The organism is Ruminococcus sp. NATIVEDY160, from assembly GCF_045819885.1.
Classification (GTDB): Bacteria; Bacillota; Clostridia; order Oscillospirales; family Acutalibacteraceae; genus Ruminococcoides.
The window spans coordinates 527129-551551 of the sequence record NZ_CP162391.1; the positions used below are offsets into that span (position 1 = coordinate 527129).

The following is a 24423-nucleotide window of genomic DNA, read 5'->3' on the forward strand; positions in this document are numbered from 1 at the left end:
TTAAATATGAAAAGAATTATTTCCGTTCTTCTCGCGGCAGTCATGGTCTGCACCGCGGCGGTAATCTTCGCGGGCTGCGGCGACGGCAACTATCCCGTCACTGTCGCGAACATTACGATCGACAAGGAACCCGAGGCTATCGTAGTTCTCGATCCGTCGGCTGCGGACATCATCTCGTATATGAACTACGACGGCAAGATTGTCGGCAGAAGCACCGAGGTTGACCAGAGCTACCTTTCCGTTGCACCCGATTTCGGCGCTGCGGCAGAGCCCGATGTAAACAGCATCATCAATTCGGGCGCACAGGTCGTTTTCGCGGGCGACAAGATCAACGACGACGCCGTAAAGCAGCTCCAGGAAAAGAAGATCCAGGTTATTAAGATGTCGCTCGCCGACACTCCCAAGGAGCTCGAGACAAACTACCTGACCATCGGCAAAATCCTCGGCGGCGCTGTGACTGGCCTTGAAAAGGGCACCTCGTCCTACGAGAAGCTCATTGAACATATGGAGAAGCTCAAGATCGAGGTTTCTTCCTCGACTACCTCGGGCGCTCTCGAGACCGCATGCTACCTCTATGTTGACGACGGCAGCCTTCGCGTGATGACGAGCGGCACCTATGTCGATATGCTCATCGGCTACACAGGCGCCGTAAACGTGGCGGTCAATATCATTGACGGAAACGTTGAGGTCAACACCCTGCGCATCGCGAACCCCAACTATATTTTCTATTCAGACGAGCAGACCCTCAACGCGATCCAGAGCGACGACGTTCTCTCAAAGCTCACCGCGGTCACCTCGGGCAAGGCTCTCCAGGTTTCCGAGAAGGATATCACACGTCAGGGACTTACCGCTCTCGCTACCCTCGAGAAGATGATCGGCTTCATGCACCCCGAGCTTGCGAAGAAGGCTACTACAGACGAGGCAGCGCCCCAGGCTCAGACTCCCGCTCAGACCGCTACCGAGGCTGCGACTCAGGCAGCGACTCAGGCGGCAACACAGGCTGCAACTACTCAGCCAGCGAACGCGGCTCCTCATTCAGAGGCGGACAGATATGACATCAAGATCACCGACGACCTATCTCTCAAGAAGGGCGACGAGGACAAGGGCGACTCCAAGGACGTATGGGAGCTGCAGCACAGACTGTGGAACCTCGACTATCTTGTCGGCGTAGATAACGTAACGGGCTATTTCGGCGATCTCACCGAGCAGGCTGTCAAGGACTACCAGAAGGCGGCAGGTTTTGAGGTAACGGGCGTTGCCGACAACAAGACCATCAAGGCGCTGTTCATGAGCGACGCTCCCAAGGGCGTGCTTCCCGAGGGCGTTTCCAACGAACCGTAATCAATAAAATAATTGACCGGCTCAGAACCAGAAACGGTTTTGAGCCGGTCGTTTTCTTTTATTCCACCCAGATTATCAACGACTGTTCGGCGCTTCGGTTCAGCGCGTCGGTTACGCGGTAGGTGATTTTGTACTCGCCCCTGCGCGAGCTGATAACGTTGCCCACAGCCTCGATTTTATCGGTGATATCATTGCCGCAGCTGTCCGTCGCCGTAACTCCGCGGTAGATGTTATAGTCGTCGCCGAGGTGCACGCTGGTGCTCTCGGGCAGCTTGATTTTGGGAGTTTTGCCGTTGTAGGGGTTGTCCTCCTCGTTGTCCGTCGGATCCCAGCCGATTTTCAGGTCGGCAACGCGCATGGGTACGGGTTTGCCGAGCGGCTCGGTTTCGTCGCTGTCATAAATCTTAACGTATGTGCCGACGGGGCAGTTGTCGTAGATCCACTTCGCGTCGCTCACCGCGAGCCTTACGCAGCCGAGAGAAGCGTCTGTGCCGAGCTTGTTGTACTCGTCGCTCTCGAGGCTGTCGTTTTTGAGCAGCTCGGTATAGGGTACGGAGTGAAATAGGAAGTTGCCGTCGATGCCCGTGACGTACTTTCCGTATACGTCGTCGAAAAGTGCGTGCCACTCCGTCTTGAAATAGGTTTCGAACTCGCCCGTGATCGTGCCTTTGTCAAGTCCGCAGGAGCATACCATCGCGCGGACAGGCACGGTGTACTCGCCGTCATCGTCGTAGGTGTAGACGGTGACGATGTTCTGTTCGCGGTTGACGAGAATGTGATAAAGGTCTTGATTTCCCAGCTCGTTTCTCTCCAGGATATCCTCATTCGCGGTTATTGCAGTGGAGAAGATATTTCGCTCGGGTTTTTTCTCGGCTTCCTCGACGGTGACAGTGTAGACGGTCTCACTGCCGTCCTTGTAGCGCGCCGTAATCTCCGCGACGCCTGTTGCGTACGCGTCAAGACGTCCGCCGCTGTCGACCTCAACTATGCTCTCGTCGCTGCTTTCCCATGAGAGCAGCTTATCCTCGTTTTCTTTTTTGATGTGAATGACAGTCGGTTCGTTTTGCTTCATTATAAAGGCTTCCTCGGTGACTGTCGGTTCCGTCGTCGTAAATACGGGTTCGGGCTTTGAGATATGCAGGCTCTGGGTCAGACCGATAAGGCACAGCCCCGAGAGCAGCATGATGGCGGCGGCGATTACGTATAATACGATAATCATTATTCTTTTTGTCATATATCTACCTCATTGTAATACTGATTACTATTATACAATTTTCGGGAAAAATAATCAATAGTTTTACATTTGCTATTTTTTGTGATAAAATAGGGAAGGTGATAGAAATATGGGACATCCGATCAAACACTTTCTGACAATAACCAACCACAGACACAAGGTTATCGCCAACTGCGCGCGCGCGGGAATCCTCTGGCAGGGTCTACGCCACGATTTGTCAAAGTACAGTCCGACGGAGTTTATCCCCGGGGCAAAATTCTTTCAGGGCGACCGCAGCCCCAACGAGAAGGAACGCGAGATCTACGGCAGCTCGCGTGCGTGGATGCATCACAAGGGCAGGAACCGCCACCACTACGAGTACTGGAACGACTACAACCCAAAGACAAAGCAGATCGAGAACGTAGAGATGCCGACAAGGTTTCTGATAGAGATGTTCTGCGACCGTGTGGCTGCTAGCAAGATATACAACGGCAAAAACTACACCGACGCGCATCCGTATGGGTACTTTCTTCGCGTCAAGGGCAAGCACAGAATGCACGAGAACACCGAGGCGATGCTCAACAAGCTGCTCGAAATGCTGCGTGACGAGGGCGAGGAGAAGACCTTCGCCTACATCAGGAGAATGAAGAAATGAGCGAGGCACAGAGAATCGACCATCCTTTTCCGCCGCTGTTTGACAGCGAATCGCGCACGCTGATCCTCGGCAGCTTTCCGTCGGTCAAATCCCGTGAGGCAATGTTCTTCTACGGACATCCTCAGAACCGCTTCTGGAAGCTGATTGCGCTGCTGTGCAATGAGGATGTGCCTGTTACAATCGAAGAGAAATCCGCGCTGATACTGCGACACCACCTTGCGCTGTGGGATTCTATACATTCCTGCACGATCACAGGTTCGTCGGACAGCTCGGTGCGCGACGTTGTGCCGAACGACCTCGGCGTGATTTTTGAGAACAGCAAGGTCAGCCGCGTGTTCTGCAACGGCGCGCTCTCCCATAAAATGTACATGAAATATATCTATCCCGCGACGGGCATTGATGCTGTGAAGCTGCCGTCGACAAGCCCTGCGAACGCCGCGTACTCCCTTGAACGGCTGGCGCAGGAGTGGAAAGCGATTCTTTAAGCAAAGCAAAACCCCGAAGCGAAGTGCTTCGGGGTTTGATTCTATGTAAATATATTACTTGTTGATAGAAGCGTAAATCTTGTCCATCAGAGTCTTGATGAAGGGGATTTTGCCGATAAGCGGAAGCTCAAGCTTCTTGCCTGTAGCCGCACGGACAATACCGATGATCATCATCACGCCGAAGAAGACGTTGCCAAGGCTGAAGATGACGTTAAGGACATTGTACAGACCGCTGTGCCAGTAGAAGCCGTAGTAGTAGGTTCTGGTGGGAATGTCGATGATCACCAGCAGGATCGTCGTGACGAGCCAGTAAGCGATGTGCGCCGCCCAGAGGGTAGCGCCCTCCTTGACGTGAAACTTGCAGTAAGCGGAGGTCTTCTTCACAAACAGGGGGATGAGGAAGGCGGGCGCCCACAGAATGTACGCGAGCCACGCGAGACCTTTTTCGGCGGGGATGGGAGCGCCGTCGTTATTCATCACCTGGGGCTGCACGGGAGCCTGCTGCTGAGCCTGCTGGCCGTTGTCAACGGTTGTGCCGCAGTTGGGGCAGAAAGCCGCGTCATCATTGATCTGCTGTCCGCAATTCTTACAAAATGCCATGATAGTACTCCTTTTTTTACAAGTTGTTTTTTCTGACCGTTCCTCGCTGTTTGGGCGGAACAGCCTTATGTTTTTGGCTTTAGCAAGCTAAATTATAAGCCAATCAGCGCACGTTGTCAACGGATAAAAAACAACTTTGTAGCAATGCCTAAAAATAAAAATCCGTGAATTGTCGGTTGGTGTATTTTAACAATGCAAACAGAGGATTTTTGTGTGTTGTGGACAGAAAAACATGGGCAGCCTTTTGCGGGCTGCCCATTAAAATCAGCTTATTTGAAGTAGTTTACGCCGCTCTCAAAGATTTTCTGATCCTTCTCGAACGGAACGTTTTTGTAGAGGTTTTCGCCTTTTCTCTCGCTGTGGCCCATCTTGCCGAGCACTCTGCCGTCGGGCGAGGTGATACCCTCGATCGCGCAGACGGAGCCGTTGAGGTTGAATTCAATGCTGCTTGAGGGCTTGCCGCCGAGGTCGACGTACTGGGTAGCAATCTGACCGTTTGCTGCGAGCTGCTTTACAGTCTCGGTGTCAGCCATGAATCTGCCCTCGCCGTGGGATACGGGAATCGCGAACACGTCGCCCGCGTTGACGCCGCTGAACCAGGGTGACTTGACCGAGGTAACGCGCGTGTACGCCATATGGGAGATATGTCGGCCGACAGTGTTGAAGGTCAGAGTCGGGTCGGTTGGCTTGAGCTCGCGGATCTCGCCGTAGGGAACAAGTCCGAGCTTTATCAGCGCCTGGAAGCCGTTGCAGATACCGAGCATCAGACCGTCGCGGTTGTTGAGCAGGTCGCTTACCGCCTCAGACACGCGCGGATTGCGGAAGGTCGTGGCGATGAACTTGCCCGAGCCGTCGGGCTCGTCGCCGCCCGAGAAGCCGCCGGGAAGCATTATCATCTGTGACTGGCGGATGATCTGCTCCATGCGCTCGATGGTTTCCTCGATTCCGCTCTGGGTGAGGTTCTTGACGATGAGCATCTCGACCTCAGCGCCTGCCTTCTCAAAGGCTCTCGCAGTGTCTACCTCGCAGTTTGTGCCGGGGAATACGGGAATGAATACCTTCGGCTTTGCTGTCTTAATGACGGGAGAGGAGGTGTTTCTCTCTGTGTACAGAGGAGCGTCGACCGAGATTTCGGGGCATTCAGCCTGAGTCGGGAATACCTTCTCCAGCGGAGAGGTCCACTTTTCTATAATATCACTGAGAGCGACTGACTTGCCGCCCATTGTGATATTCGCGTCGTCGGTAACGGTACCGAGGTCGTAGCTGAGCACGCCGTCGAGAGCCGCGCCGTCAGCGAGCTCGAGAATAAGCGAGCCCGAGAGCGGAGCGAAGAGTTCCTTGTTGGTGAGCTCCTTTGTAAAGCTGAAGCCGAAGCCGTTGCCGAAGCACGCCTTGCAGACGCTTGCCGCAGCGCCGCCTTCCTTGACAACGGATGCAGAGAGAACATTGCCGCTCTCCATGAGGGCGTAAACAGCCTTGTACATCTCAATGAGCTTGTCCCAGTCGGGCATGAGGGTCGCTTTGTTCTCGGGAACGGGAACGTAGATTATCTTTGAGCCTGACTTCTTGAACTCTGCGGAAATAGTCTTGCTTGCCTTTGTCATGGCTACGGCGAAGCTTACGAGGGTAGGCGGTACGTCGATGTCCTCGAAGGAGCCGGACATACTGTCCTTGCCGCCGATAGATGGCAGACCGAGCTTGAGCTGAGCCTGCATAGCGCCGAGCAGAGCCGCGGCGGGCTTGCCCCAGCGTGAGGGAACGTCATTTAGTCTTTCGAAATATTCCTGGAAGGTGAGTCGTGCCGTCAGCGGATCAGCGCCGATTGCGAGGAGCTTTGAGGTAGATTCAACGACAGCGTAAGCCGAGCCGTGGAACGGGCTCCAGCGCGAAACACCGGGGATAAAGCCGTAGCTCATCGCGGTGGCGTCGTCGGTTTCACCCTTCTCAAGCGGTATCTTGGCAGCCATTGCCTCCTGAGGAGTGAGCTGAGTCTTTCCGCCGAAGGGCATGATTACGGTCGCCGCGCCGATGGAAGCGTCAAAGCGTTCGCTCAGACCGATCTGTGAGCAGACCTCAAGACGAGCCATGTTTTCAGTGATAGCTTCCTCAAAGGGCAGGTCTGCGAGCTTTTCGGGGCACGCCTCGCGGTAGCAGTGCTCAGCCTTGGGAGCTGTGATGAACGCCTTTGCAACCTGTGTTACGCCGTTTGTGTTGAGGAATGCGCGGCTGAGGTCGACGATCTTGTCGCCTCTCCAGTGCATCGTCAGGCGCGGATTCTCGGTAACTACAGCTACTGCGGTAGCTTCGAGGTTTTCGGTCTCTGCGTACTTGATGAACTTGTCAACGTCGTTTTTATCGAGAACGACAGCCATTCTCTCCTGAGATTCGGAGATAGCGAGCTCTGTGCCGTCGAGGCCGTCGTATTTCTTTGTTACCTTGTCGAGCTCAACGGTCAGACCGTCTGCAAGCTCGCCTATCGCTACGCATACGCCGCCCGCGCCGAAGTCGTTGCAGCGCTTTATGAGCTTTGCGACCTTTGGATTGCGGAACAGGCGCTGGATTTTGCGCTCTGTGGGCGGATTACCCTTCTGAACCTCAGCACCGCAGGTTTCGATGGAGCTTTCGGTGTGAGCCTTGGAGGAGCCTGTAGCGCCGCCGCAGCCGTCGCGTCCGGTTCTGCCGCCGAGAAGCACGATAACGTCGTCGGGCATGGGTACCTCGCGGATAACGTTCTCCTTGGGGGAAGCGCCGATTACCGCGCCGATCTCCATTCTCTTGGCGACATAGCCCTGATCGTAGAGTTCAACTACCTGACCCGTGGCAAGACCGATCTGGTTGCCGTAGGACGAGTAGCCGTTAGCCGCGCCCGTGGTGATCTTGCGCGAGGGCAGCTTGCCGTGCATTGTGTCCTTGAAGGGGATAGTAGGATCGCCCGAGCCGGTTACGCGCATAGCCTGATATACATAGGCGCGTCCCGAGAGCGGATCGCGGATCGCGCCGCCCAGACAGGTAGCCGCGCCGCCGAAGGGTTCGATTTCGGTGGGGTGGTTGTGGGTCTCATTCTTGAACTGAACGAGCCATTTCTCGGTTTTGCCGTCGATCGTTACGGGGACCTCGATCGAGCAGGCGTTAATCTCGTCGCTCTCGTCGAGGTCGGGGATCATGCCCTTTTTCTTGAGGGACTTCATGCCCATGAGAGCCATATCCATCAGCGACACGATGCGGTCGGTGTCCTTGCCGTAAACCTCGTCGCGGGTCGCGTAGTATTCCTTGAGAGCGTCCTCGATGACAGAGCCGAGAGCCGCCTTTTCGATCTCGACCTTGCTGAGTCTTGTGAGGAAGGTGGTGTGGCGGCAGTGGTCAGACCAGTAGGTGTCGATTACCCTGAGCTCGGTAACGCTCGGGTCGCGGTTCTCCTCGTCGCGGAAGTAGTCGCGGCAGAATTTGAGGTCGTCGAGCGTCATGGCAAAGCCCATCGAGCCGTAGTACTCAGCCATCTCGTCGTCGTTCCAGCCGATGAAGCCCTCAACGCGCTTAACGTCGTCGGGAACGGGAGTTTCCATGTCGAGCGTCTCGGGCTTGTCGAGGGAAGCCAGACGGCTCTCAACGGGGTTGATAAGGTAATCCTCTACCTTCTTCTGTTCCTCGTCGGTAAGGTCGCCCTTGAGAGCGATGACTCTCGCGGTGAGCACCTTGCACCTCTCGCCCTGAGTCAAAAGCTGTACGCACTGCTCGGCGGAGTCGCCGCGCTGGTCGTACTGACCGGGGAGATATTCCATAGCGAAGACCCTCCAGCCGGTTTCTACGGGCAGAGTTTCCTCGTAAATAACGTCGGCGTTCGGCTCTGAGAGCACGATACCCTTCGCCTTGTCATATTCGTCGCGGGTAAGACCCTCGATATCGTAGCGCACAATATAGCGCAGGTCGGTTACGGACCTCATGCCCAAGTTGTGGCGGATGTCCCAAAGCGTCTGCTTTGCGACAACATTGAAGCCCTCGCGTTTTTCTACAAAAATTCTGATTACGTCTGACATGCCATCAGCCTCCTGAATCATATTACATTTTATTCTATCATATCCGACAGTAATTATTTTTCGGTATAGGAAAAAAGAAAAGGTTTGGCGCGCGCCAAACCGTGAAGTTTATTTATATGAATCCTGAATGAAATCGAACAGGTCCTCAAAGTCGCCGTGGCGGAACAGACTGAGGCTTTTATCAGAGCGGTTGATGAGGCAGTCCGTGACGAGGAAGGTGTCGAAGCCGAGGCGTGAGGAAATCATGTCCTCGTCGACATCGTTGCCTATCATCAGGCTCTCCTCGGGGTGGATACCGCAGACTGAGCAGACCTCCTCAAAGTAGTTGAGGTTCGGCTTGCAGGCTGAGGAGTTGTCGTAGGTAGTGATGTAGGAGAAGTCGTTGACGTTCAGACCTGCCCACTCAATTCGGGTGTAGGTTGAGGATTTCGGGAAAATCGGGTTGGTAGCGACAATAATCCTGCCGCCGCGCTTCTTGATGTAGTCAACGACGACCTTTGCGAGCGGCTGAACCTTTGTAGCGGCTCGGCATACCGAAAACTCGCCGCGGTAGAAGCTGTCAAAGTTATCGCTGAAAACGCGCATATCGCGCTTGCAGCGTGAGTTCATCGTGCGCCAGAAAACCGTTTCGTTGAGGCAGTCGCCGTCGTTTCGCGCCATCTGAGCCACGCTCGCCCAGATAGAGTCCATGAGCGGCTTCGACTCGATTTTGGTGACGGGAGCCAGACATTTGCAGAAAGCCGCGACATAGAGCTCGATGAAATATTTCATATCCATCGGCAGCAGGGTGCCGTCTAGGTCAAAAAGAAAGTTCTTGTACAAAGAATATCACCTAATATCTTATTTCCGTTTTAATTATAATACAGAAAAATATTCTTTTCAATATTTATTAAGAAGATTTAATAATTGTCACAAAATGAATGCCCCAAGAACCGGTACAGCCGCAGCGAAGATCAGATGAACATCTCCCGCGAAAATGAGTACTTGAAGTATCATAAACCCCAGAGTACGCGTGTTGCCCGCGGGCGCGTGCCCGCCGCGAATGCCCGCAAAAACCGAAAAGGGGCGCTTGGCAGCGTCCCTTTCCGGATTTAGAAGTTTTGAAATTAACGTGAAAAACGTGGATTGGCTTGATGAAAATGTTCTGTCAGGTGAACTGCTCCTGACAGTCCTTTATTATACTCACTTCTTCGGAAATGTCAACAAGAAATTGCGGTAATATTTGTAAGTTACGCTAATTGAGTGTCGGAAATATACAAAACCACCGCGCGATAACTGGTAATATTTACTAAGCGTAACCGCAAAAAAGAATATATCAGCCGCAAACATACAAATTCGCCTTGGAGGTTTTATACAACTTCAATTGACTCCCGGTGAAAACAAGGTGAGGTTTTTACAAACTTCCCGATTATGTGTATTGAGATTTCCCTGCGGTTGTGTTAAAATGAAGAAAACGAGTGAATGGAGAGATTATTATGCTCAATGAGTTTTACAGACAGTTCAAAAGCGGCACCGATATCCGCGGAGTCGCCTCTGAGGGAGTTGCGGGTCAGCCCGTGAACCTCACCGATGATGTGATAGAAAACATGGCTGACGGCTTCGTGCTCTGGCTCAGCGAAAAGGTCGGCAAGCAGCCCTCGGAGCTTAAGATTTCCGTCGGCAGGGACAGCCGTATCTCGGGACCGCATATCATGGCGCTCACCACCGAGAGATTCAGACGCGCGGGCGCTCAGGTGCTCTGCTGCGGACTCGCGTCCACCCCGAGTATGTTCATGACAACCGTTGATCTGGGCTGCGATGGCGCGCTGCAGATCACCGCGAGCCATCACCCGTTCAACCGCAACGGACTCAAGTTCTTCACACGCGGCGGCGGTCTTGAGGGCAGTGACATCGAGGATATCCTCACTTTCGCGCAGGACGGTAAGCACCCCGATTTAATGGACGGCGGCAGCACCACCGACGTCGACTACATGACCGACTACGCCAAGGGTCTGTGCGAGAAGATAAAGCGCGAGGTCAACGCCGATGACTACGAGCACCCGCTCAAAGGCTTTAAAATCGTCGTCGACGCGGGCAACGGCGCTGGCGGCTTTTATGCAGAGAAGGTTCTCGCCGTTCTGGGCGCCGATACAGAGGGCAGCCGATACCTCGACCCCGACGGAATGTTCCCGAACCACGTCCCGAACCCCGAGGACGCTGTGGCTATGGCTTCCATCAGCGAGGCTGTGCGTGAGAACAACGCCGATCTGGGCGTGATTTTTGACACAGACGTTGACCGCGGCGGCGCTGTTGACAGCAAGGGCAACGAGATAAACCGCAACCGCCTTGTGGCTGTGGCGGCGGCTATCGCCCTCGAGGGAAACGACGGCGGCACCGTTGTCACCGATTCGATAACCTCAAGCGGTCTGAAAGCCTTCATCGAGGAGAACCTCGGCGGAAGGCACTACCGCTACAGACGCGGCTACAAGAACGTTATCGATAAGGCGCTCGAGCTCAACGCGCAGGGCATCAACTGTCCGCTCGCTATCGAGACCTCGGGTCACGCCGCTATGCGCGAGAACTACTTCCTCGACGACGGCGCGTATCTCTGTACCAAAATCATCATCAAGGCGGCTCAGATGCGCAAGGAAGGCAAGGAGCTCGACGAACTGACCGCCGACCTCAGGGAGCCTCTCGAGAGCCGCGAGATCCGCTATCAGATCACTGAGAAGGACTTCCGCGCCTGCGGTGAGAGGATCATCGCCGACCTGACCGCTTACGCCGAGGCTCAGCCCGACTGGCACCTCGCCGACGACAACCGCGAGGGCGTGCGCGTTTCGTTTGACAGGGACAACGGCGACGGCTGGTTCCTGCTCAGGCTCTCGGTTCACGACCCGATCATGCCGCTCAACATTGAGAGCGACAGCGAGGGCGGCGTTGAGATAATTCTCGGCAAATTACAGGAATTCCTGAAAACAACCACAGGCTTGAAGCTGTAAAATAATATACGCGGCTCTGAAAGGGGGCGTTACCGTGGACGAACAGAAAAAATATTACGCGCTGCTCTCCGAAAAGTACCCGACAATGCGCTCGCTCTCGCGCGAGATCATCAACCTCACCGCGATTCTCAACCTGCCGAAGGGCACCGAGCACTTCATGAGCGACATTCACGGCGAGTACGAGGCGTTCTGCCACATTCTCAACAACTGCTCGGGCGTTGTGCGCGAGAAGGTCGATATGCTCCTCGGCGGCACTCTGTCCGCGGAGGAACGCGGCGAGCTGTGCACTCTTATTTACTACCCGAAGGAAAAGCTCAGGCTGCTGCGCAAATCGGGCGAGCCCGACCGCGCGTGGTACGAGCAGACAATAAACAACATGCTCGAGGTCGCGCGGTTTCTGTCCTCGAAGTACACCCGCTCAAAGGTGCGCAAGGCGATGCCCGAGGACTACGCCTACATTCTCGACGAGCTTCTCCACGCCCAGCGCGACGAGGACGACAATCAGGTGCGCTACCACAAGCAGATCCTTGATACCATCACCGAGCTCGGAGCAGAGGACTTCGTTATTTCGCTCGCGGAGCTGATAAAGCGCCTCGCGGTAGACAGGCTGCATATTGTCGGCGATATCTTCGACAGGGGCGACTCCGCCGAAAAGATTATCGATCTGCTCATGCGCAGACATTCCCTCGACATCGAGTGGGGCAACCACGATATTCTCTGGATGGGCGCGGCGTCGGGCAGCGAGGCTTGTATCGCAAACGTCGTGCGCAACTGCGTAAAATACCGGAATCTTCGCACCCTCGAGAGCGGCTACGGCGTCAGCCTTCGCGCGCTGACACTGTTCGCTCGTCAAACCTACGGCGGCGAACCGATGGACGCGGCTCTCAAGGCGATCGCGGTCATTCAGTTCAAACTCGAGGGTCAGGCGATTCTCCGTCACCCCGAGTACGGCATGGACGACAGGCTCCTGCTCGGAAAAATAAACGGCAGCACGGTCGAAAGCGAGGGAGTTACATATCAGCTCAACGACAGCTTTTTCCCGACCGTAAACCCCGACGGTCCATATGAGTTGACGGAAGGCGAACGCGAGGTCATCGACGGACTGAGAGATTCCTTCCTTAACAGCGCGGTTCTCAGGAGCCACATCACGTTTCTGTACGAAAAGGGCGGAATGTACCGCTGCTGCAACGGAAACCTGCTCTATCACGGCTGCGTGCCTCTCAGGGACGACGGCAGCTTTGACGAGGTCGAGCACTTCGGCAAAAAGTACAGCGGAAAGGCGTACTTCGACATGGCTGACAGCCGCGCGCGAAGGGCGTTTTTCAGCAGGCATAAGAATCAGGACGAGCTCGACTTCATGTGGTACCTCTGGTGCGGCAGAAGGTCGCCTCTCTGCGGCAGGAACATCAAGACCTTTGAGCGCACCTTTATTTCCGATAAAAGCGCCTGGCACGAGGAACAGAACCCATACTACCGCCTGTACCACGAGCGCGCGACCTGTGAAAATATCCTCGCGGAGTTCGGGCTGAACTCACCGTACGCGCACATCGTGAACGGTCACACTCCCGTGCGCACCGTCAGAGGCGAGCTTCCTATCCGCGCGGACGGCAAGTTGCTTGTGATCGACGGCGGCTTCTGCCGCGACTACCACGACACGACGGGTATCGCGGGCTACACTCTGATTTTCAATTCCCACGGTCTGCGGCTCAAGGCTCACCAGCCCTTCGAGAGCGTCGAGGCAGCGCTGAGAGCCAACCGCGATATCAGATCTCATTCAGAGATCGTCGAAACGGAGCGCTACCGCGTGATGGTCGACGACACCGACGCGGGCGAGCGTATCCGCGGTCAGATCGCCGACCTCTTCCGCCTGCTGCAGATGTACAAAAGCGGCGAGCTGGAGCCGAAATAAAAGCCACGATGGGCGCGCTCTCCCGCCTTTGGAAAAGTTCATCAACGGCGGGACGGAGAAGTTCCCTATAAAGAAAAAATCTGCCCTTCCGATAGGGGAAGGACAGATACTATTCATTGATTACCAAAACGTCCTCTCTTGTGAGGGCGTTTTTTATTTGTTCGGCGCGCGGTGATTTTATGACGAACTTACCCTTGCCGTCAAAGCGGAAGCCGACTGATTTTGTGAAGGGCAGACCGCTCTCGAATTCTGTGATCACAATGCTGCCGTCGCAGGCTCTGAGCGTCGAGAAGGTTTGCATAAAGCCAATGCCGCTGCCGCCGCTGTCGGAGTGGGTGGTGACGCGCTCGCGTCCGAGCTTGTCAAATACATGGAGCTCGAACGGCGCGCCGTTGTCGAGCACCGTCAGGGTGTAAACTCTGCCGTCGCGCGCGAGGTTGAGCAGGATATTGCCCTGCTTGTCGTCACGGCTGCCGACAGCGATCACCGCGTCCTTTACGTGGTCTGAAATCAGCGTTTGAAGCGCCGTGCGGCTGAGGCTGTCGCCAATGATTTCGGTCACGGGAGCGGTCACGTTTGCGCTCAGGCGGATTCCCTTTGAAGCCGCGCTCAGCGCGAGTGAGTGCAGGGTGTTGTCAATCATTCTGTCGCCTGTTTCGGGCATCAGATCTGCTTCCCGAATTTCGCTTTCGATCAGCTCCGAGCGCTCGCGGACGAGTGTGCGTATCTCATCTGCGAGCTCTTCCTTGCTGCGCGCGTTGTCGGCGGCGGATTTAAGCGACAGGAAGAGGTGGTTGTCGCGGTGCACTACTACCGAGAGCAGCTCGTTTGTGCGGTTCAGGCGGTCAAGCTCCTCACCATGGTTCTCGAGCTCGCGCAGGTTGAGCGTAGCGTCACGGTCGCGCAGCTTTGATTTATAGTGCCTTGTGATTGCGAGCTTTACCCATACGAACATACCTATGCCCGATACCGTTATTCCCGCGAGCAGCGCCAGCAGAGTCGTGTCAGATACAATCACGCGGCGCAGGTCGATAGAGGTCAGTATGAAGATTATGCCCGAGAGAAAAATCCCGATGCCGAGGTTCTCGGTCTTGTGGAAAAACTGTACTCCGTTTCTCAGACGCTTCAGCCGCGCGATAAGCTCAGCCTGAAAAAGCGTCAGTGCGTTGGCGGTAAGCGCCATGTAGATGTTATATACTCCGATTCCTAACACGCTGAATACACAGGCGACAGTGATCGCCGAGAGGAACCTCAGAAAATGCGCGAAGCCGTTGGACATAAAGCCCACGGCGGTGGTTTTGTTGCGGTTTCCCTTGAGGCTCATTGAAAATACCGCTGTCGAACCCGCAAACGAGATGACCTGCGCGAGCTGGCAGCTGTATCTGAACACCCACGCGTAGAGCGCGGATATTGCTACCCCGAAGGCTAAAAGCAGGAAGCACTTTCTGAGAGATATTTTTTCATTGAGCGATCTGTAAAACAGCAGTCCCGCCGAAAAATAGGTGAAAATGCAGTTCAGAAAAAAGCAGAGTACGATGTTGTTCTGGGTAAAGATGTGGCGAAGTTCCATGGTTATTTTACGATTTTTTCCGCGTAGTAATAGATAAACTCAGTGGTGGTCGGAACGCCCTTTGCAGGGTTGATACGCGCGGTGTAGCAGGTTATCAGGGTGTCGATGTCCGTCAGCTTCCACGCGCGGTTGATGGCGTGCTGCATGGCGCGCTCAACGCTCGCGGAGGTCGTTGAATAGCGCTTCGCGATAACGGCGCTTATGTTCGGCTGCTTTCGCTCGCAAATCAGCGCGATCGCCTCGCGCAGGTACTGTCTGCCCTTGTGCTTGGGGTTGATGCCGATGCGGTCGAGCTCGGCGCATATCCTGCCGTCGAGGTCGCCGCAGCTTTCGTCGGGAACGGAAGCCGGTTTCTTTCCTTCATACATACAGGCGCTGATGCTTTGGAGCATCGAGAGCACCATCGAAACGCTGTAGTCGGTCTGGCTCTTTGTGATGATAAAATCCGCACCCATCTTGCGCGCAAGAGAGTGGGTGGCGGCGCTGATGTTGTTTGTGACGACCATCACGTACGGCTGATGACCAAGCTTGAGCTTTTGCAGTTCCGAAAGGTATAGCAGCCCGTTGCCGCTGCCGTTGTGCAGCTCGAGGTCGAGCACGACCGCGTCGGGCTGTTTTTCTTTGGTGAGTTCAAGACCCTCCTGTGATGAATTCGTAACGCCGGCGAGAATGATACCGCGTGAGGTGCTGCACAGCCGCGCGTATTCGCCGCAGACGGAGTCGTCGTCCTCAATGACGAGCAGAGTAAGAGTATTTGCCATAATAAACTCCCTTTCAGAGTCTATAAAGTACATTTTTATTGCCAATTTGTCAATGGCTTCTTGCGATTTCTATTGTATCACAAAAACCAACAGAAACCAACATATTTTTCGTGATTTTTTTAACAAAAATGAATTGTCTCTCCGCTTTGTCACAGTATATAATAGAAACTGGGATAATAAGGAAAGTATAGAAGAAATAGGAGATGATTGAGATGCTGTTCGGAGAATTTGTCAGACTGAAGCGCAGAGCGAAGAAGCTGTCTATCCGTGTGTTGGCTGAAATGCTCGGGATTTCGCCCGTATACCAGTCAAGCATCGAAACAGGCAAGCGTTACGCGCCAAGCTACGAGATTTTGCAGAGAATGGTGTCATTGTTTGGGCTTGACGAAGATGAGCAGGCGTATTTTTACGACCTAGCGAGCGAATCCGCGTCCGAAAAGACCGTACCGATGGACATTGTGACGTATATCAACGACAACGAGCATATCCGCGCTCTTATCCGCGCGGCGAGGGACGGGAAGGTTTCCGATGACGAGATCCTCCGTCTTGTGAACAAGGCAAAGAAAAGAAAATGATTTAAAAACAAAACAGGACACTGAAGTGTCCTGTTTTGTTTTTATCAGTTCGCCTTCTCGAGTTCAGATGCTTCTACCAGACGTCTGCCGCAGTCGTTGCAGAACATGGTCTCAACGTCAAAAATCTCAAAGCCGCAGTTGGTGCAGACTTTCTTGGTCGGCTCCTTCGGAGCTTCCTCTTCCTGTGTGACCTCTTCGCCGTCCTCGGTGACAAGACGTCTGCCGCAGTTCTCGCAGAACATCAGGTCGGGGTCATTGGTGGTGAAGCCGCAGTTAGCGCATTCCTTGAGCGCCTTGGGAGGCTCGGGCTCTTCGAGCATCGAGTGGCCGCAGTTTGTGCAGAAGCGGATACCTTCTCTTACAGCCTTGTTGCAGTGCTTACAGAGAACCATACCCGGCAGGAGCTTGACGGGCATCTTTGCGCCGCAGTTGTTGCAGAAGAGAGCGTCCTCGTCGACCTGCTCGCCGCATTCCTCACAGAAGGTGATATCAAACAGCTGACCGATCTTGAGCTTGCTGTCCTTGATTTTCTTTTTAGAGGCGTTAACGCCTGCTACAAGCGCGCCGAGCTCACCGTCGGTCTTGTGGGAATTGTTCTTGTAGTAGAGTCTGCCGATTTTCTCGTACTCACCCTCGATTTTTTCCTTTTCCGCGGTGATGACCTCGGTCAGTTCTTTGATTTCAGCTTCGTGCGGTGTTTTTGCGGAAACGCAGTTTTCCATAATGTCCTTGACAAATCGTCAAGGTATAGCATAAAAATTATCCTCCTTGTTTTTATTGTTCGTAATCGCGAAAGCATTATTGCGCAAATTACAATTTTTCCTCATATGTTATACAACACATTGTGTAAAGCGTCAATGCACTAAAATGTTTTTTATCCGAAAATCTTGCCGTTCGGACGGCGTATTTCTATATCCCTGAACTGTATCGGCGTGATACCGAGCATATTCAGGTACCCCATGCACGCGTCGTAGTTGTTTTCCTCGAGAAGCGCTCCGGGTTCGTGCGCGTCATAGCCGAGCACAACGCGGTTGCCGACCTCGGCGACTACCTGCCAGAACAGCGCGTTCGGATACCATTTTTTGTTGCGGTAGCCGAGAATATTGTACTCAACGGGGATATCCATATCCTTCAGCTCCCTGCAATACTCCGTCATCAGCTCGCGGTAAAAGACAGGATCCTCGTGGCGGAGAATATCGGGGTGGGCTATGTAGGTGAACATGCCCGTTCTCAGACCCTCGAGAGTCTGTCTGACGTACTGCTTTGCGTCCTCATATGTCGGGTTGCTTGCGTAGTAATTCGGCACCTCGTACTCGTTGTGAATGAAATGCTGACCCATGATCATGTAGTCAAGATCAAGCGGCGCGATGAATTCCCTGAACTTGTCGAAAATCGCGGGGTAGTACTCTGTCTCAAAGCCGATCAGAATCTCTATGTCGTCCTTGTACTCCTTTTTGAGCGTGCGAAGGCTCTCAACGTAATCAGCCGCCGCCTCGGGCCGCATGCGGAAGGTGCTGTAGTAGTCATTCGGAAAAAACTGCGGACAGTGATCGGCAAAGCCTAAGGTTTTCATGCCTGCCTTTATAGCCGCCTCAACGTATTCCCTGTCCGTTCCCGACGCGTGATTGCAGCGGTAGGTGTGGGTGTGCAGATTGTATCGCATAATGACCTCCGATGGTTAAATTCTACTATATTATATCTTATTTTCACGAGCTTTTCAATAAGTTGCCGATAATTTGAATTTGGGTGTCAAATTGATTTAAATCAATGTTGAAAGGGCGTATGGTTGTTATACTAAAACCATAATAAGAACGGTATTGAAAGGGTGTGAGAATGATGTCTGAGGGCAGGATCCACTCCATCGAGAGCTTCGGTTCCGTCGACGGGCCGGGCGTGCGCTTCCTGATATTTCTGCAGGGCTGCAAGCTTCGCTGCCGTTACTGCCACAACGCCGACACATGGCGCACTGACGGCGGTACTCTGATGAGCGCGGACGAGCTGCTTGACAAGGCCGAACGCTGCAGACCCTACTGGGGGAAAAACGGCGGAATAACCGTCAGCGGCGGCGAGCCATTGCTTCAGATAGACTTTCTCCTCGAGCTGCTGCGCAAGGCAAAGCAGCGCGGCATCAACACCTGTATCGACACCGCGGGACAGCCGTTTGCGCGCAAGGAGCCGTTTTTTTCGAAATTTGAGGAGCTGTGCACGCTGTGCGACCTCTTTCTCGTCGATATAAAGCACATCGATCCCGACGCGCACAAGTCCCTGACGGGCGCTTACAACGGCAGCATTCTAGATATGCTGAGATACTTGTCCGATATCAACAAGCCGGTGTGGATACGCCACGTGCTCGTACCCGGGATAACCGACGACGATGAGGCGCTGCGCAAAACGCGCGGTTTCATCGAAACCCTGCAAAATGTCGAGAGGGTAGAGGTGCTGCCGTATCACAGCATGGGCGCCTACAAGTGGAAGGAGCTCGGCGTGAGCTACACCCTTGAGGACACTCAGCCCCCGACGGCTGACAGAATCAAAAACGCAAACGATATTCTTAACGGATTGAAATAAAGGAGTGTTTGAAATGACCTTTGAAACAGGAGTAACCTTCCCTGTCACCAAAGAGATGGAGCACGCATGGAGAGGCTTCACAGGCAGAAAATGGCGCGAGGACGTCAACGTCCGCGAGTTTATTCAGAGCAACTATACCATGTACGACGGCGACGAGAGCTTCCTTGAGGCTCCCACCGAGGCTACCGACAAGCTCTGGGGCAAACTTCAGGAGCTTCAGAAGGAGGAGCGTTCCAAGGGCGGCGTATTGGAGTGCGAGACCGAGATAGTTTCCTCACTCACAGGCTACGGCCCCGGTTATATCGACGAGAGCATGAAGAATCTGGAAAAGGTCGTCGGACTCCAGACCGATAAGCCCCTCAAGCGCGCGTTCATGCCCTACGGCGGCATCAAGATGGCGGTTCAGGCGGCTTCCACCTACGGCTACACGGTGAATCAGGACTTGGTAAAAATCTTTACCGATTATCATAAAACCCACAATCAGGCGGTATTTGACGCCTACACACCTGAGATGAAGCGCGCTCGTCACAGTCACGTCATCACGGGTCTGCCCGACACCTACGGCAGAGGACGTATCGTCGGCGACTACCGCAGAGTTGCGCTCTACGGACTTGACTACCTTATCTTCACAAAGGAGAAGGATTTATTCTACTGCGGCGGCAGAAATATGAGCGAGGAGCATGTCCGACTCAGAGAGGAGATCGCCGAGCAGATCCGCGCTCTCAAGGGCATGAAGCAGATGGCTGAGATCTACGGCTTCGATATCTCTGCGCCCGCTCAGAACGCTAAGGAAGCTGTTCAGTGGCTCTACTTCGGTTACCTCGCCGCGATCAAGACACAGAACGGCGCAGCTATGAGCGTCGGCAGAATCTCGACCTTCCTGGATATCTATATTCAGCGCGACCTCGAGGAGGGCACCCTGACAGAGAAAGAGGCTCAGGAGCTTATCGACCACCTCGTTCTCAAGTTCCGTATGGTCAAGTTCGCGCGTATTCCGTCCTACAACGAGCTGTTCTCCGGTGACCCCGTATGGGTAACCCTCGAGATGGCAGGTATCGGTATGGACGGCAGACACATGGTAACAAAGAACGACTTCCGCTTCCTCCATACCCTCGAGAACATGGGACCTGCGCCCGAGCCTAACCTCACCGTGCTCTGGTCGTCAAGACTTCCCGAGGCGTTCAAGAAGTACGCCGCGAAGATCTCGGTCAACACCTCGTCTATCCAGTACGAGAACGACTGCGTAATGCGTCCTGTCTGGGGCGACGACTACAGCATCTGCTGCTGCGTTTCCGCGACTCAGACCGGCAAGGAGATCCAGTTCTTCGGCGCGCGCGCAAACCTCGCGAAGTGCCTTATCTACGCGCTCAACGGCGGCGTTGATGTAGCTACCGGCGAGCAGGTAGGCCCCGAGATCGCGCCTATCACCTCCGAGTACCTCAACTACGACGAGGTCATGCACAAGTTCAACGCTATGATGAGCTGGCTTGTTGAGCTCTATGTCAACACCCTCAATCTCATTCACTATATGCACGACAAGTACTACTACGAGGCGGCTGAGATGGCTCTCATCGACACCTACACCCGCCGCACCTTCGCGACAGGTATCGCGGGCTTCTCCCACGTTGTAGACTCCCTCTGTGCTATCAAGTACGCCAAGGTTAAGCCGATCCGCAACGATAGCGGTCTGATCGTCGACTACGAGATCGAAGGCGACTTCCCGCGCTACGGCAACGACGACGAGCGTGCCGACTCCATCGCTATCTGGCTGCTCAAGGCGTTCATGAAGAAGGTCAGAGAGCACCACACCTACCGCCATTCCGAGCCGACGACATCTATCCTCACGATCACCTCAAACGTCGTTTACGGCAAGGCTACAGGCGCTACCCCCGACGGCAGAAAGGCTCACGCACCCTTCGCCCCCGGCGCGAATCCCTCCTACGGCGCTGAGAAGAACGGATTGCTCGCTTCTCTCAACTCCGTCGCTAAGCTGCCCTATGAGTACGCTCTCGACGGTATTTCCAATACCCAGACCATCAGCCCCGACGCTCTCGGTCACTCCCTCGAGGAGAGAAAGGACAACCTCTGGCATATCCTCGACGGCTACTTCGATCAGGGCGCTCATCACCTCAACGTCAACGTATTCGGCGTTGAGAAGCTCAGGGATTGCATGGAGCACCCCGAAAAGCCCGAGTACGCGAACTTCACTATTCGCGTTTCAGGCTACGCTGTAAAGTTCATCGACCTCACACGCGAGCAGCAGCTCGACGTTATCATGAGAACCGAGCACAAGACACTTTAAAATACAAGCGCGGTAACGGAACCCGTTACCGCGTGATTTTTATTTTACTGATAAAATCCTCTCAGCATTCCTGTGGAGGATTTTTTCTTTTTCGCCCTCACTCAGCGGCAGGTTCTCAAATATCCCGAGATACTCGCCCTGAGATTTCCACGGCGAGTCCGTCGCGAAGAGAATCCTGTCCGCGCCGTGCTTTCTGATTATTTCAACGCATTTGTCGGGGTAGAGGTCGAGCACCGCCGCGGTGTCCATGTAAACCGGCTTGCCGCAGAGCTTGCAGAGTACCTCGTCGGGCATTTCGTAGCTGCCCATGTGCGCGAGAATCAGTCTGTTGTCGATTACGCCCTCAAGCTGACCGAGTACGTTCAGAATCATATCGGGCGTGCAGTGCACATGATCGCGGAAGCCTACGTCGATACCCGCGTGAGTCACGATGTACAAGCCGCGCTTTGCTGCCTCGCGCATGATGTTAACGTACCTCGGGTCGTCGAAGTGCACGCCCTGATAGTCGGGGTGGAGCTTGATGCCGAAGAGTCCGCTTTTTTTGATGAAATCCAGCGTGCCGCACACGTCCCCGCAGTCGGGGTGGATTCCGCCCGCGTAAAATATCACGTCTTTTCCGTTAAGCTCGGCTGAGAGAGCGTTGATAGACCTCTCCTGCTTCGGCAGTGTCGCCACGGGCAGAACAACGCTGCGGTCAATGCCGTATTTATTCATTGACTCAAGCAGAGAGCCTCGTTTGCCGTCGGTGTGAGGCGGAAGTCCGCCGATTTTCGCGAGGTGCGCGACGGTTTTCTCCGCCATCTTGTCGGGAAAGGTGTGAGTGTGAAAATCTATAACCAAAATAATACCTCCAATTCTCCAAAGCTAAGTATATCACCGATTCTCCGCCGCCGCAAGTCTTTACATGCGCGAAAAATTGCGCTATAATATACAAAAACCTGACGAGAGGAGTGCGCGCATGAAGTTCAATCCCAACTGCCAAAAGCCGAATACCTGCGAGGAATGCACAGACAGATGCATAAAGGACATCGCCTTTCTCTACGGTCTGCCCGAGGAGAAGCAGATCGACATTCTGCGCCACTCAACACATAAGACACTGCGCCGCGGAGACTTTGTTTTTCACGAGGGCGACAGCGTGGAGTCGATTGTGATCATCAAGCAGGGGCAGGTCAAGCTCAGCAACTACGAGGCTGACGGCCGCGAGAACATCATCGGTATATTTGCAGACAACGATACCATATGGGAGGGAGTTTTCTCTGCCGCGAGCAGCTATCCCTATTCGGCGGTCTGCCTGACAAAGACATATTGCTGTTATATCCGCCGCGTCGATGTTGAGTCCGCCATCAGCGACCCCAAGGTCGCGCTAAAGGTTATCCATATGCTCAGCAACAAACTCCACGACGCGAACGAGCGCAGCCGCATTCTTTCTATCAGCGAGCCGGTCAAGCGCGTGGCGGCGTTTCTTATCTACCGCGAAAAGCGCAGCAACGAGCCGTATATAACCCTGCGTCTTGACGATATCGCGGGCAGCGTCGGTCTGCGCGCCGAGACGGTCAGCCGCAATGTGCGCAAGCTGGTCAGCGACGGACTTATCGAGAAGGTCGGCAGAAGCGGCTTCCGCATTCCCGACTTTGAGCGGCTCAACAGCTTTGTATCGGAGTGAAAATATGAACCAATTTGAAAGAACTGAGTTGCTTTTGGGAACGGAAGCGCTCGATAATCTGAAAAACTCGCGCGTCGCGGTGTTCGGAGTGGGCGGCGTCGGCGGCTATACGGTGGAGGCTCTCGCCCGTTCGGGAGTGGGAAAGCTCGATCTGATAGACAACGACACTGTGAGCATTACTAATCTCAACCGACAGATCATTGCCCTGCACAGCACCCTCGGTCAGTACAAGGTAGATGTTGCGGCGGCTCGGGTGAAGGACATCAACCCCGACTGCGAGGTCAAAGCTCACCGCATGTTCTATCTGCCGGAGACCGCCGAGCAGTTTGACTTTACGGAATACGACTATATCGTCGACGCGATCGATACCGTGAGCGGAAAGCTCGAGCTCGCGCAGAGGGCACAGGCGGCAGGTACGCCGATAATCAGCTCGATGGGCGCGGGCAACAAGCTCGACCCGACAGCCTTCGAGGTCGCGGACATCAGCAAAACCTCTGTCTGTCCGCTCGCTCGCGTAATGCGCATAGAATGCCGCAAGCGCGGAATAAAGAAGCTCAAGGTCGTTTACTCAAAGGAACAGGCGAGAAAGCCGCTCGGAAAGCCGTCTGAAAGCAGCGGCGTCCGCAAGGATATCCCCGCTTCAAACGCGTTTGTGCCGTCGGTTGCAGGGCTCATCATCGCGGGCGAGGTAATAAAAGACTTGTGTGATGTAAAGTGAGTGTGAATGAAATGAAGAAAGTTATTTTTATATTATCAGCGTGCGCGTTTATCGCGTGCGCAGCAATGTCGGGCTGCGGTGAGGAAGCGTCATCACAGGCTCAGACCACAGCTACGTCAGCAACACAGGCGGCAGCACAGGACGCGACAAAGGCGAAAGGAACAACTCAGCCGACTGCTGCCGCCGAAACTGAAGTATCTACAACAAAAGCCGCCGATTCCAAGGCCGAAAGCAGCGGCGGTGAAGAAACGCCCGATAATAATTTTGATGTCTACGGCGGAATGCGCGAGGACGAAGCTATAGCCGAGGCTCTCGGCAGCTCGGGCGGCACGGTCGTGAGCGTTGAAAAGGGCAAGGACAGCGACGGCAGCGAGGAATGGGTCATAGGCGTAAAAGAGGACGAAAAATCCGAGGTCGTCTATCACCACGTCAAGGGCAATTCGGACTCAGAGGTGGAAACCCCACTTATTTATTGATGAACATAAACAAAAACAGACGTCCGCTATGGACGTCCGTTTTTTATGGCGCGTTGGAATAAATGTGAAAATACCTGCGTCGCTTGAGCGGTTCAGTGCGTAAGGAGAGATTCATCAGTCGCTCTCGTTAAAAACGCTTCCCCGAAGCGTTTTTGCCTGCGGCTCGGCGTTCCGCCTGCGCCTTGGCACACTCTCCGTTTGAAACATGGTCGTTCAGCGTCGTACCTGAAGGTACTTCCTCGAACTCCCTGTTTCGGCGCTTCCTCGAACTCCTTTTATCCGCCACCGGCGGCGGTCGTTCTCGTCACCTTCGAGTCTCTTCCGGCTTGCTGTCAGCAGTAAATAGAAAAAAGGATACCCGAGTGGGTATCCTTTTTTCTATGGCGCGCCGGAAGAGACTCGAACTCCCGACCTTCTGATTCGTAGTCAGACACTCTATCCAGCTGAGCTACCGGCGCATATGGGTTCTTTTGAACCGCAAGATATATATTACCATACTTTCGGAGAAAAAGCAAGTCTTTTTTTCAGGAATATTAAATTCATCAAAAAGCACATAATTTCCCCCACCTTTTATT

Annotated in this window: 20 protein-coding genes and 1 tRNA gene; 11 read left to right on the top strand and 10 right to left on the bottom strand. The window is 54.2% G+C overall.

Annotated elements, in window-relative coordinates:
* The first annotated feature begins 6 nt into the window (after positions 1–6).
* A complete protein-coding gene (locus AB1I49_RS02555; RefSeq protein WP_407721306.1) occupies positions 7–1341 on the top strand; it encodes a peptidoglycan-binding protein in 1335 nt (444 codons plus the stop codon).
* 58 nt (positions 1342–1399) lie between these two features.
* On the opposite strand, the gene AB1I49_RS02560 is transcribed toward AB1I49_RS02555, so the two are convergent.
* The gene (locus tag AB1I49_RS02560) at positions 1400–2575 is read right to left on the bottom strand and encodes a L,D-transpeptidase family protein (RefSeq protein ID WP_407721307.1); all 1176 of its coding nucleotides are present in this window, start codon (positions 2573–2575) and stop codon (positions 1400–1402) included.
* A 109-nt stretch (positions 2576–2684) separates the two neighbouring features.
* Between AB1I49_RS02560 and AB1I49_RS02565 the strand changes: the two genes are divergently transcribed.
* Both AB1I49_RS02565 and AB1I49_RS02570 read left to right on the top strand, forming a co-directional pair.
* Positions 2685–3209 (top strand): DUF5662 family protein, encoded by a 525-nt coding sequence (locus AB1I49_RS02565; protein WP_186833721.1) that lies wholly within the window; start codon positions 2685–2687, stop codon positions 3207–3209.
* On the top strand, positions 3206–3694 hold the full coding sequence (locus tag AB1I49_RS02570) for a DNA-deoxyinosine glycosylase (RefSeq protein ID WP_407721308.1): 489 nt from the start codon (positions 3206–3208) through the stop codon (positions 3692–3694). Before AB1I49_RS02565 ends, AB1I49_RS02570 begins: the two co-directional genes overlap by 4 nt.
* A gap of 54 nt (positions 3695–3748) precedes the next feature.
* Here the strand turns inward: AB1I49_RS02570 and AB1I49_RS02575 are convergent, their stop codons facing one another.
* From AB1I49_RS02575 to AB1I49_RS02585, 3 genes are all read right to left on the bottom strand, one after another.
* Positions 3749–4294 (bottom strand): zinc-ribbon domain-containing protein, encoded by a 546-nt coding sequence (locus AB1I49_RS02575; RefSeq protein ID WP_407721309.1) that lies wholly within the window; start codon positions 4292–4294, stop codon positions 3749–3751.
* A gap of 269 nt (positions 4295–4563) precedes the next feature.
* Positions 4564–8328 (bottom strand): phosphoribosylformylglycinamidine synthase, encoded by a 3765-nt coding sequence (locus AB1I49_RS02580; protein ID WP_407721310.1) that lies wholly within the window; start codon positions 8326–8328, stop codon positions 4564–4566.
* Positions 8329–8436: 108 nt separating this feature from the next.
* The gene (locus AB1I49_RS02585; protein ID WP_316609841.1) at positions 8437–9150 is read right to left on the bottom strand and encodes an HAD family hydrolase; all 714 of its coding nucleotides are present in this window, start codon (positions 9148–9150) and stop codon (positions 8437–8439) included.
* A 653-nt stretch (positions 9151–9803) separates the two neighbouring features.
* Between AB1I49_RS02585 and AB1I49_RS02590 the strand changes: the two genes are divergently transcribed.
* Both AB1I49_RS02590 and AB1I49_RS02595 read left to right on the top strand, forming a co-directional pair.
* Positions 9804–11306 (top strand): phosphohexomutase domain-containing protein, encoded by a 1503-nt coding sequence (locus AB1I49_RS02590; protein ID WP_186833727.1) that lies wholly within the window; start codon positions 9804–9806, stop codon positions 11304–11306.
* Positions 11307–11340: 34 nt separating this feature from the next.
* On the top strand, positions 11341–13215 hold the full coding sequence (locus AB1I49_RS02595; protein WP_186833728.1) for a fructose-1,6-bisphosphatase: 1875 nt from the start codon (positions 11341–11343) through the stop codon (positions 13213–13215).
* Positions 13216–13324: 109 nt separating this feature from the next.
* Here the strand turns inward: AB1I49_RS02595 and AB1I49_RS02600 are convergent, their stop codons facing one another.
* Positions 13325–14785 (bottom strand): hypothetical protein, encoded by a 1461-nt coding sequence (locus AB1I49_RS02600; RefSeq protein WP_407721311.1) that lies wholly within the window; start codon positions 14783–14785, stop codon positions 13325–13327.
* A 2-nt stretch (positions 14786–14787) separates the two neighbouring features.
* Entirely contained in the window at positions 14788–15546 is a 759-nt protein-coding gene (locus AB1I49_RS02605; protein ID WP_186833730.1) for a sporulation initiation factor Spo0A C-terminal domain-containing protein, read from the bottom strand.
* 212 nt (positions 15547–15758) lie between these two features.
* Between AB1I49_RS02605 and AB1I49_RS02610 the strand changes: the two genes are divergently transcribed.
* A complete protein-coding gene (locus tag AB1I49_RS02610; RefSeq protein WP_186833731.1) occupies positions 15759–16121 on the top strand; it encodes a helix-turn-helix domain-containing protein in 363 nt (120 codons plus the stop codon).
* Between the two features lie 44 nt (positions 16122–16165).
* Here AB1I49_RS02610 and AB1I49_RS02615 read toward each other — a convergent pair whose 3' ends face one another.
* Together AB1I49_RS02615 and AB1I49_RS02620 are read right to left on the bottom strand one after the other, a co-directional pair.
* The gene (locus AB1I49_RS02615) at positions 16166–16843 is read right to left on the bottom strand and encodes a zinc ribbon domain-containing protein (RefSeq protein WP_407721312.1); all 678 of its coding nucleotides are present in this window, start codon (positions 16841–16843) and stop codon (positions 16166–16168) included.
* A 152-nt stretch (positions 16844–16995) separates the two neighbouring features.
* The gene (locus AB1I49_RS02620) at positions 16996–17784 is read right to left on the bottom strand and encodes a histidinol-phosphatase (RefSeq protein ID WP_316609835.1); all 789 of its coding nucleotides are present in this window, start codon (positions 17782–17784) and stop codon (positions 16996–16998) included.
* Between the two features lie 170 nt (positions 17785–17954).
* On the opposite strand from AB1I49_RS02620, the gene pflA reads away from it, so the two are divergent.
* A complete protein-coding gene (pflA, locus tag AB1I49_RS02625) occupies positions 17955–18689 on the top strand; it encodes a pyruvate formate-lyase-activating protein (protein ID WP_407721621.1) in 735 nt (244 codons plus the stop codon).
* 55 nt (positions 18690–18744) lie between these two features.
* Positions 18745–20991: a formate C-acetyltransferase gene (gene pflB, locus AB1I49_RS02630; protein WP_407721622.1), complete on the top strand. Its 2247-nt coding sequence runs from the start codon at positions 18745–18747 to the stop codon at positions 20989–20991.
* A gap of 39 nt (positions 20992–21030) precedes the next feature.
* Here the strand turns inward: pflB and AB1I49_RS02635 are convergent, their stop codons facing one another.
* Entirely contained in the window at positions 21031–21831 is an 801-nt protein-coding gene (locus AB1I49_RS02635; RefSeq protein ID WP_316610712.1) for an amidohydrolase family protein, read from the bottom strand.
* 118 nt (positions 21832–21949) lie between these two features.
* Here AB1I49_RS02635 and AB1I49_RS02640 point away from each other — a divergent pair, with 118 nt between their 5' ends.
* Genes AB1I49_RS02640 through AB1I49_RS02650 form a run of 3 tightly spaced genes read left to right on the top strand, consistent with a single transcriptional unit; the run spans position 21950 to position 23848 of the window.
* Entirely contained in the window at positions 21950–22654 is a 705-nt protein-coding gene (locus tag AB1I49_RS02640; RefSeq protein ID WP_407721313.1) for a Crp/Fnr family transcriptional regulator, read from the top strand.
* A gap of 4 nt (positions 22655–22658) precedes the next feature.
* Complete coding sequence (locus tag AB1I49_RS02645) at positions 22659–23372, top strand: tRNA threonylcarbamoyladenosine dehydratase (protein WP_316610714.1); 714 nt, start codon at positions 22659–22661, stop codon at positions 23370–23372.
* Positions 23373–23383: 11 nt separating this feature from the next.
* A complete protein-coding gene (locus AB1I49_RS02650; RefSeq protein ID WP_316611583.1) occupies positions 23384–23848 on the top strand; it encodes a hypothetical protein in 465 nt (154 codons plus the stop codon).
* 381 nt (positions 23849–24229) lie between these two features.
* On the opposite strand, the gene AB1I49_RS02655 is transcribed toward AB1I49_RS02650, so the two are convergent.
* Positions 24230–24306 (bottom strand) — tRNA-Arg (locus AB1I49_RS02655).
* Positions 24307–24423: the final 117 nt, after the last annotated feature.

Bases quoted from the DNA above. Each gene is read 5' to 3' on its own strand.
- AB1I49_RS02555 (WP_407721306.1), top strand. From the start codon at position 7: ATGAAAAGAATTATTTCCGTTCTTCTCGCGGCAGTCATGGTCTGCACC.
- AB1I49_RS02560 (WP_407721307.1), bottom strand. From the start codon at position 2,575: ATGACAAAAAGAATAATGATTATCGTATTATACGTAATCGCCGCCGCC.
- AB1I49_RS02565 (WP_186833721.1), top strand. From the start codon at position 2,685: ATGGGACATCCGATCAAACACTTTCTGACAATAACCAACCACAGACAC.
- AB1I49_RS02570 (WP_407721308.1), top strand. From the start codon at position 3,206: ATGAGCGAGGCACAGAGAATCGACCATCCTTTTCCGCCGCTGTTTGAC.
- AB1I49_RS02575 (WP_407721309.1), bottom strand. From the start codon at position 4,294: ATGGCATTTTGTAAGAATTGCGGACAGCAGATCAATGATGACGCGGCT.
- AB1I49_RS02580 (WP_407721310.1), bottom strand. From the start codon at position 8,328: ATGTCAGACGTAATCAGAATTTTTGTAGAAAAACGCGAGGGCTTCAAT.
- AB1I49_RS02590 (WP_186833727.1), top strand. From the start codon at position 9,804: ATGCTCAATGAGTTTTACAGACAGTTCAAAAGCGGCACCGATATCCGC.
- AB1I49_RS02600 (WP_407721311.1), bottom strand. From the start codon at position 14,785: ATGGAACTTCGCCACATCTTTACCCAGAACAACATCGTACTCTGCTTT.
- AB1I49_RS02605 (WP_186833730.1), bottom strand. From the start codon at position 15,546: ATGGCAAATACTCTTACTCTGCTCGTCATTGAGGACGACGACTCCGTC.
- AB1I49_RS02610 (WP_186833731.1), top strand. From the start codon at position 15,759: ATGCTGTTCGGAGAATTTGTCAGACTGAAGCGCAGAGCGAAGAAGCTG.
- AB1I49_RS02615 (WP_407721312.1), bottom strand. From the start codon at position 16,843: ATGGAAAACTGCGTTTCCGCAAAAACACCGCACGAAGCTGAAATCAAA.
- AB1I49_RS02620 (WP_316609835.1), bottom strand. From the start codon at position 17,784: ATGCGATACAATCTGCACACCCACACCTACCGCTGCAATCACGCGTCG.
- pflA (WP_407721621.1), top strand. From the start codon at position 17,955: ATGATGTCTGAGGGCAGGATCCACTCCATCGAGAGCTTCGGTTCCGTC.
- pflB (WP_407721622.1), top strand. From the start codon at position 18,745: ATGGAGCACGCATGGAGAGGCTTCACAGGCAGAAAATGGCGCGAGGAC.
- AB1I49_RS02640 (WP_407721313.1), top strand. From the start codon at position 21,950: ATGAAGTTCAATCCCAACTGCCAAAAGCCGAATACCTGCGAGGAATGC.
- AB1I49_RS02645 (WP_316610714.1), top strand. From the start codon at position 22,659: ATGAACCAATTTGAAAGAACTGAGTTGCTTTTGGGAACGGAAGCGCTC.
- AB1I49_RS02650 (WP_316611583.1), top strand. From the start codon at position 23,384: ATGAAGAAAGTTATTTTTATATTATCAGCGTGCGCGTTTATCGCGTGC.